4 protein-coding genes are annotated in these 7,766 nt (G+C 61.2%); all 4 read right to left on the minus strand.

Annotated features, from left to right (window positions below):
• Positions 1 to 58: 58 nt before the first annotated feature.
• The 4 genes from PLL20_20875 to PLL20_20890 all read right to left on the minus strand — a co-directional run bounded on the left by PLL20_20875 (position 59) and on the right by PLL20_20890 (position 7,388).
• Positions 59 to 2,392, minus strand: coding sequence for a C39 family peptidase (locus PLL20_20875; protein ID HPD32454.1), 2,334 nt, complete (start codon positions 2,390 to 2,392; stop codon positions 59 to 61).
• A gap of 380 nt (positions 2,393 to 2,772) precedes the next feature.
• Complete coding sequence (locus tag PLL20_20880; protein HPD32455.1) at positions 2,773 to 5,046, minus strand: beta-galactosidase; 2,274 nt, start codon at positions 5,044 to 5,046, stop codon at positions 2,773 to 2,775.
• Between the two features lie 911 nt (positions 5,047 to 5,957).
• Complete coding sequence (locus tag PLL20_20885; protein ID HPD32456.1) at positions 5,958 to 6,689, minus strand: hypothetical protein; 732 nt, start codon at positions 6,687 to 6,689, stop codon at positions 5,958 to 5,960.
• Between the two features lie 441 nt (positions 6,690 to 7,130).
• A complete protein-coding gene (locus PLL20_20890) occupies positions 7,131 to 7,388 on the minus strand; it encodes a hypothetical protein (GenBank protein ID HPD32457.1) in 258 nt (85 codons plus the stop codon).
• Positions 7,389 to 7,766: the final 378 nt, after the last annotated feature.

Here is a 7,766-nt window from a genome sequence, read left to right on the forward strand (position 1 = left end):
GAAGCGACCCTGCCCGCTGAGAACGGACAATGGCCACGGTGGTCCGAGTGATCGCATGTCACGGGACCACGCAGTCCGAATCCACCTCCACCTCCGGCCCCGATAGGCACCCGAGGAACAAAGCGATATCGGCCTGGTCAACATCACTGTCCTTGTCGAGGCGGGCATCGGTACATGCCGGATCGCTCTGCGGCACGGACGCGCCGCTGACGCAGGCCTGCAGGAGGCCGAAATCCTCTTGATCGACGTCGTCGTCGCCGTCCATGTCACCTGGCGGTGCCGGCCGTGGAAGCACGGTCAGTGTTGCCGTGTCGGAGGCCGCGCTTCCGTATGCGTTGCCGACCACACAGCGATACTGACCGGCTTCCGCGTCAGTGGCGTTGAGCACTGACAGGGTTGCAGTCGTGACACCCGAATAGTGCGACCCGTTGACCAGATCCGTCGTTCCCTTCTGCCACCGGTAGCTCAACGTGCCCTCTCCGATGGCAACAACGCTGAAGGTCGTGTTTGCCTGCCAGTCAATGGTCTGGCTCACCGGGTGTTCGGTGATCAGGGGCGGCAGTCCGCCTCGGCAATAGATGAAGCAGGAGACCGCGTTGAGATTCGCGAAGCCGTTGTTGTAGCCGGGCCAGTCGTACAGGACGCCCGCCCCGTCATAGCTGGGGTAGCCCGGAGTGTTCTTGTCGCCATAGGGATCATTGAAGACGGCGGTATGCTGCGTGCTGTAATAGCCGATGGCCGTGATGTAGTGCCCGGAAGAGGTCAAAGCATTCAGCACGACAAACGGGTCATCGTTGTTGATCTCAGTCTGCAGCTTCGCCCAACTGGGCGAATAGTCGGCGGCAGAGGACAGACCATGATTGATGATGTAATCACGCATGTATCCCCTGGTGTCCGCCCAGTTGTTGCGAACGATATATGCGTAACCGCCGTAGGCCCAATGGCCGCTGGCATCTTTGGCCCGGTAGTCGTAGGTAACGCCGTTGTAGGTGTAGATTTCCGAGACGTTCTGGCCGTAGTGGCTGACGTGCGAGTAGGGCCACGAGCAAGTGATGTCCCAGTAGGGCAGGATGCTGTAGTAGTTGATGGCCATGATGGCCGATGACGCCCCGCACGCCCAGTGGCCGTTGAAATCGTCGGGTGTGTCGTAGACCTGGTGAACGTAGGGAACTGTTCTCAGCAGGGTGACCGGGTTGTCGGCGGTGATCACTGGCGGCTGTTCCGAAGCAGCATGAACTTGCAGGGGCGAGCGGGTCGTATCGAGCTTGACGAAGGTCGCCGCCGGTATGTTCAGTTTGACTTTCGGACTCAATGAATATGTCGAGCGTTCCTTGCCCTGCGTGTCCGTGGTCGCGTGTCGGCCAACGGGGGCACGATAGAGCTCGCCAGTGACCAGTGACACAAACGCCATTTCCCGGCCGTCGGGCGACAACCTCGCGGCTGCTTCATGCTCGCCCACCTCCCAGGTCAGCCGCCGTTTTCCGCTCCCGTCGCATCCGATTTGGTAGATGTCCGAATCGATGACCTTGGCGCCGTCGAGCCTCTCCGTTCTGGAATAGAAGAGAGTCTGACCATCGGGTGCCCAGGATGGATCGGTGCCTTCATCGAGGTCGTGCACCTGCCTCGATTGAAGGTCAACGCACTTCAGACGCGCGGTGATCGTGCTGACTGCCAGACGTTCTGAGTCCGGTGACCACAGGGGCTTGAAATGGGCATCCGGCCCGGTGGTCAAATGCGTGCTTTTGCCGCTGCTCAGTTGGAGCACGGCAACCTGGTCATCCTCGGTGTTATACGCCACGCGAGTGCCGTCCGGCGAAATCACCGCCAGATTGACGTAGTGGCCCAGCGGCAAAGAGGTGACGATCTCGCCGGCCGGGTTGACCACCCGCAGCTCCCGATCGACGGTGAAAGCGGTCAGGCCGTCGCTCGAAAACGAAGGAACACCGGCCCTGACCGTTGGCTCGCAAAGAAGAACCAGCTTCTGCTGATCGAGGTTGTAGACCGCCGGTGCTTGGAGCGGGAAGATACTGCCCGCCTTCGAAATGAGCAGCTTGAATCCCAGCCGCCTTCCATCGGGTGACCAGTTAAACGCATACCCGCTGCTCCGGGCATCCGTGATCTGAAGAACGCTCTCTGTCTGGGTATCGTACAGGTAAACACCGTCGCCGTGATCGTCGGAGATCGCCAGATGACGGCCGTCGGGTGACCAGACGGGATTGCCGAAACGCAATCCGCCGCCCGCGGGTCCCCCGGGGGCGAATGTCCTCTTCCCCGCTTCGAGTGAAAGATCCGCTCCGGGCGCCGACGGGCCCGGCAGCAGGAGCAACAGAGCCACCACGAGGACAAGCACACCGAGCGGGCGACATCGGCTTGTTGCGTCCATGTTACTCATGTTGATCCTTTACCTTGGCCAGACTCTAACCGATCTTGAAACCTGCGCGGAGAGATGATTGAAAGGTCCTGCCACGGGACCATTCCCCTCCACGGCCGACAGGTCCATCTTAACTGCAACCCGTCTTCTCTGGGATGCTTCTTGTCGCGTTCAGGCCATTTTCGAGCCGGCGGCTTCGCTTAGCGCCCGGTCACCCGGGGACGCGGACCGAGCATGCTCTTCGAACGTATCGTCTTGTGCTGCAAGGGGATAGAAAAGGCCTGCGGGCACCACGCCTCGTGCTTGTTCCAGGCAGGGACCGGTAACCAGGTTCCCCGCGCCGCGTTCAACACTCTCGCCCTCCAAGCCCTGCAACACGCGGCACCGGGGACCGACATCTCTTACTCCACGGCCAGCGCGCGGGCTTGCCGAGCTGGAATGGGCAGCGAGAATCTGGCAGCAGCCCCATCGACCGACGTTCCGACGTCTTTCCCACTGAGCAGGTCAAACACCCTGGCCTTTGCCGCGCGGGGTATCGTCACGTCAGCCTTCTTGTCGGCCCAACTGTGGTTCGCGATCACGACGGTCTTGCCCCCGGGCCCTTCGAGCACGCGGGCGACAACCTCATTGGCGTCGGGCTGCGCCTGAACACGAATCGGTGCCTCAATGCCGGCGGCCGACGCAGCATCGAGAAGCACCTTCTGCAGATTCCCGTCCGCGGTTGCGTCATATCCAAGGAACAGCAGCGTCGCGGCATACAGCGTGCGGCCCTTACCCCGGCGGGCGGCGACCATGGCCGGGCTCTTGTCGTCGAACTCGGCGACCACCTCCGCGCCGGGCAACAACTCGAGTTGCTGCGTATAGCGCTGGGCGGGCAGCTTGGCACCGGGTTTGAGCGAGGTGATCAGGCCGCGGCCGTCGACAAGCGTTGCCGATGCCTGGCCGATCGTCTGAAATGCCTGCTCGCGGCAGCCGAACAGCTCCGCGAGCCCTGCTCCCGGCACGGTTTCATACAAGAACGTCCGCTCGTCCTTCTGTGCACACCACGTGCCCGCCACGAGGTATCCGCCTTGCTCGACGTATTTCGACAGCCATTGTCCTTCCTCACGAGACAGCAGGTACGCGAACGGCAGACAGATCAGCTTGTATCGGGCCGGATCCGCCTTCATGAGCTGTTCCGAAATCACCAGGTCGGCCGGAATGCTCGCTCGGTAAAAGGCTCGATAAGCTCCACGTACGCTGGCGACATATAGCCCCGCATCCTGTTCGCCGTGCGCCTGGATGAAAACCCGCGGATCGCAAAGGATTGCGACCTGGGCCGGCACCGGCTTGCTCGAGAGCAGTCGGCTCGCATGGCGATTCAGATCTCTTGCGACTTCGCCGGCCGCTCGCGCCCGATCGGTGAGGCTGCCGTCGTAGTTGACCAGGCCAAAACCCGCCGCCTCGATGCCGGTCGTTTCCGGCCGCCAGTTCCAGTAAAACACCCCCGAAGCACCGTGAGCAACGCACTGCCAGTTCCACAGCCTGATATCAGAAGGCGTCGGGAATCGCGACCGGTAGCTCAGCCCGAAGATACTCGGGCCGCCTTGCAGTTCCTCGACCCACATGGGCTTGCCGTCGCCGGCGGATCGAACGCCGTCGAGCATCATCCCGCCGATACTCGAATCGTAGGCTTGGCCTCTCTCGAGCCAGAACGGGAAGAACGAAAGGCCCACGAAATCGAAATGCTTGCCAATCTGGTACTCGTCGGTCGAGTTGTGGACGTAGCCCCAGCCCCAGCCGCCCAGGTGGCAGGTGATCGGGCGGTTGGGATCACAGGCCCGCGCCGCCTCGGCCTTGACTCGCTGAAACTCCGCCGTGTTCCAGAGCATAAACTGCCGCCAGTCGAGCCAGAAGATCTGGGCCCGCTCGAACGCTCCCACACGCACCGGCTCAATCTCCGACCAGTCCTTGTAGTACGTGGCCCATACCTCGTTTAGCTTGTCCAGCGCGCCATACTTCTGCCTCAGCCAGTCGCGGTATCGCGCCGCCGTATGCGGGCAATAGCAGTAAAGATCGGCGGCGGCGGTTCGGTCGACCGGCGTTGCCGCCGAGACCCACACGCCGGCCTCAGCCCCAACGTCCCACGCCAGCACCGACGGCCGATCCTTGTATCGCGTCACAACCGTTCTGACGAACCGGTCGATCAGCTTTCGAACCGCAGGATGGTCCCAGCACGCCGGGCCGGGCTTGAAGTCGGTCACCGACAGCCACTGGCCATCAGGGTATTGCCGCGCCACCCATTCCGGCTGTAGCTCAGGCCAGGGCCACAGCAGGATCCGCAGGCCGTGCTTGTCGACCAGATCCATCAGCCGGTCCAGCCGCTCGAAGTTGAACTCGCCGGGCGCCGGCTCGATGTCGTACCAGTCCACGTGAGCGGCCATCGAATTGAGCCCGACCTCCTTCATCCGGGCCAGGTCTTTGTCCATGTACGCCGCCCACTCGTCCACCGGCGGCAGATAGTGCTGCCAGTGCGAAATGGTGCTCATGTGCATCGCCCCGCAGGGAAAGAAGTCGGCAGGCAGCGAAGGGTGAATGCCGGCGCCGCTCTGCACGCCCGTCTCTGCCCCTCGGACCGCAATCGCCAGAATTCCCAGCAGTCCTGTGGCTAATACTCGACTTGTTCTTCGCATCATCGGGTATCTCCCACATCCGGCTCGCTATTCGCCACCAGTCCGCTTCCACACATCCGATGTCATGTTGTTGCCCGCAACCATCCACAGGGCGTTTTTGTACACGAACACGCTCGCGGCGTGACGCGGGGCCCAGGGCCTCTTCGGCAGTTCACGCGGCCTTACCTCCACGAAGCCCCCCCTGACAAGAGCCGGTCGGCTTCATCGACGGGAGTGGCGCAGCCGGTAGGTGGCATGATCGCTCAAGACCCCGACGGATGCAAAGCTGAGGCATGAGGGTGCTCTGTTGACAGCCCCGCAACGTTCAGCCTTGAGGCCGGACGCCTTGGGTGAGCATGGTCCCGACGGACCAAACCGTGCAATCTCACGGTCGGTTGGCCCATTCTTGCCCCGGCGAGTTCTCTCTTCTTCTGCTCTCCTGCTCACCTGTTCTGCCAGTGCATCGGGCCGGCCTCTTTCCTCTCCGGCCTCCCTTCTCTTGCGCAACGCCGCGCGGGGTCTCGATGACCACGGTCTCTGTTTTCTCTCCCCGTTACCAATGGGGAGCCGAAGGGGGTGTCTCTCTCTCCCCCTTACCAAGGACCAGAAACCGGGACAGCTTCCAACGCCACGAACGAACCGGACGCCCGCTGGGAAACCAGGCCTTCCTCACCCGACTCGAAGCCACCCTCAACCGCATCCTCACACCCCAAAAACCAGGCCGGAAACCAAAACAAACATCGAAATAGGTATGGTGTCCCCCGAATTGCTAATTGCTCGGCGACCTGGTTCGACTGACAACGGAGAACCGACGTCTGAGGACTACTATGGGCGATCGCCTCACCTCCGGTCCGCAGATCGGCGCAGATGGACGCGGATAAACGGCGGTATCGGCCGCCTCGCGGGTTTTCTTCCTGGGTATCCGCCGGCGCGGCCTACTTGGTGGGCGCATCGGATGGTTTCGTTGTCGGTTGCGCTGCCGGTTGTGTGGATCGGATCTTGTTGGTCAGCTCGATCCGGGTTGATGTCCCCTCAGGATCACTGGTGCGGAAATCGCCGTCAGCCCGAGATGTGGCAATTGGTTGTGTTGCCGGGCGGCTCGTCAGGACGATGGCAGAGATTCGCTTTCGCGGTTCACTGGTCCCTGCCGAGGTGGCGGTGGTCACCGGACGGCTGGGTGCGGGCAGGTCGACCTTAAAACCATAGAGTCCTCGTTCGATGTGGCGGAGTCCTTCTTCAGTCCAAGTCAGGGTCAGCTCCGCAAAGGGGCTTTTCGGCGAGCTTGCTCGCACCAGTGCAGCGATCCGGCGATACTCGTTTGTGTCGTCCACCGTCAAGGTCTCAGCAAGACGGGCCCTGTAGGCCACAACGTCCTGCTGCGAGGCTTGGCTCGGTTTTGCACGATTGCCAAGTTCATCGAGTTGCGTTGTCAGTTCGAATTGCCAGAGCAACGCGGAGGCAATGTCTCGCCAATCGGGATGCTGCGTTATGTCTGCATAGGACTCCCTCAGCCAATTCAACTCGGCGACCGAAACCTTCTTGCCGGAGCTGATGATGACGCTCGGCCACGCCAGCTTCTTGAATCGGTCTGGGTTGGTCGTATCGATCTCCGGGTAAAGAAGGTCGATGGCCGGTTTAGCATTCGGGGCAAGAGGCACGACCTCCACTCGGTCTTCCCCGCACCGTTGGCCAGCGATCACAACCGAAATCGTCGAGATGCCAGGCTCCCCGAAGAGAGGAGTACGACGAAGGTGTGTTATGTCTGGAGACGCCTCGATCCATTCCTCCGGAGATGACTGCCACAAAAGACAAATCACTTGGCCGTTTGCACGGTCATCACCGCGGAGGTCCGGGCAGAATGGCCTATGGCCTGACACCTCAACTTCGACATCGCTCCAAAGACGCTGCGGCAACCGGGCAAACGTCACGCACACGGGTCCGCCAACCATCACTTCATTCGTGTCAAGCCACCACTCAACCGTCTCCGCAGCGCGTGTTGAATCGAAAGTGATCGCAAGTGATGACATCGTCACGAGGTATCGCGTCAAGCTGCCGCCGGATTGTAGAAACGGACTGATCAACATGATGTAGACTCCGAACAACGATTATCATGCTCCCAGGCACAGCATTCCATAGGCTCCGCCTATCCCGCGGTGAACGAACAGCCCTGTCCAGTATCCGGTCACGAGAACGGCAGTCCGTGTCATCATTGAACCCTCGCTGAGACTCATCATCATGCTGGAGCAACCGTGCCATTGTCTCATCTCGTCCTCCTTGTCCTCACCAGTGAGTTGCAGACCGGAAACGGGCGAGGGTAGGAGCCAGGAATCGCCGTTGATCAAAGTCAGGTAGTTCCGGTGGCCCATACTTGGGACCTCCCTCGATCATGAGTCCTCCTTCGGCATGCTCGGCTGCTTCGCTGTGGTACGGGTACGTCCCGTGACCAACTTCGTGGGCGGCAAACTGCCAGATCTTTCCGCCGTACAAGTAACTCTCCACTTCCCGTTGCACCTCTTTGTGTATCACGCTTAGGGGGACGGGTGTCAGGAAAACCGTAGGAAGGCGTGTAGACCCGACAGTGGCACCGACATCAGGCTGACAGTTGATAAGGAGCGGCAAGGAATTCCGGACTGCCTCGTAGGGTGGTTCACAGGAACCAGGGCTGCGTACGGGGTCAACTCTTGACCTGCGTACGGGGTCAACTCTTGACTCTTGACATTTGGATGCTCTCCCGGGCGGAATCC

It is taken from the genome of Phycisphaerae bacterium, from assembly GCA_035384605.1.
In the GTDB taxonomy this organism is placed as follows: Bacteria; Planctomycetota; Phycisphaerae; order UBA1845; family PWPN01; genus JAUCQB01.

Bases quoted from the DNA above. Each gene is read 5' to 3' on its own strand.
- PLL20_20875 (HPD32454.1), bottom strand. From the start codon at position 2,392: ATGAGTAACATGGACGCAACAAGCCGATGTCGCCCGCTCGGTGTGCTT.
- PLL20_20880 (HPD32455.1), bottom strand. From the start codon at position 5,046: ATGATGCGAAGAACAAGTCGAGTATTAGCCACAGGACTGCTGGGAATT.
- PLL20_20890 (HPD32457.1), bottom strand. From the start codon at position 7,388: ATGGGCCACCGGAACTACCTGACTTTGATCAACGGCGATTCCTGGCTC.